1 protein-coding gene is annotated in these 531 nt (G+C 27.9%); it reads left to right on the forward strand.

Annotated elements, in window-relative coordinates:
* On the forward strand, positions 1 to 321 hold a 321-nt coding region (locus BN338_RS10290; RefSeq protein ID WP_039762243.1), incomplete at its 5' end, for a biotin transporter BioY.
* Positions 322 to 531: the final 210 nt, after the last annotated feature.

The following is a 531-nucleotide window of genomic DNA, read 5'->3' on the forward strand; positions in this document are numbered from 1 at the left end:
ATCAGTGTCTTTTCAGGGATTGCTAGTGGTTATTTGATAGGTTTTCCCTTTGCTGCATTTTTCATTGGTTTACTGGTTGAGTTGTTTTGGCAGCGATTAAATTTTATAACATTATTTGTGATAAATACTATGGGGGGAATAGGAATTGTTTATGCTTTTGGTGTTCCATGGACAGCATATATGACTAAAGTTTCTTTACTAAAAGTTTTAATTGCTTCCTCAGGTTTTTTGATAGGTGATTGTTTAAAAGTATTGATTGCATCCTTTGTTGCACTTGCAATTAAAAGATCTGTTCCTCTCATTCATTCAAAGAAAAAATAGGTTTATTTTGAATGCATTATTATAACTTCATACAGTTAAAATAAAGCGTAATAAGATAGATATATCATTTTATCATGCTGTTATTCTATGATATTTATATATCACCACAAGTCTATTGAATTTAACTATAATCATTTATGGGATAATTAAACTGAGATAATTAAACATTGTAGAATCTAAAATGATTCATATTAAGTGCTATTATTATAA

It is taken from the genome of Bartonella queenslandensis AUST/NH15 (genome assembly GCF_000312585.1).
Classification (GTDB): Bacteria; Pseudomonadota; Alphaproteobacteria; order Rhizobiales; family Rhizobiaceae; genus Bartonella; species Bartonella queenslandensis_A.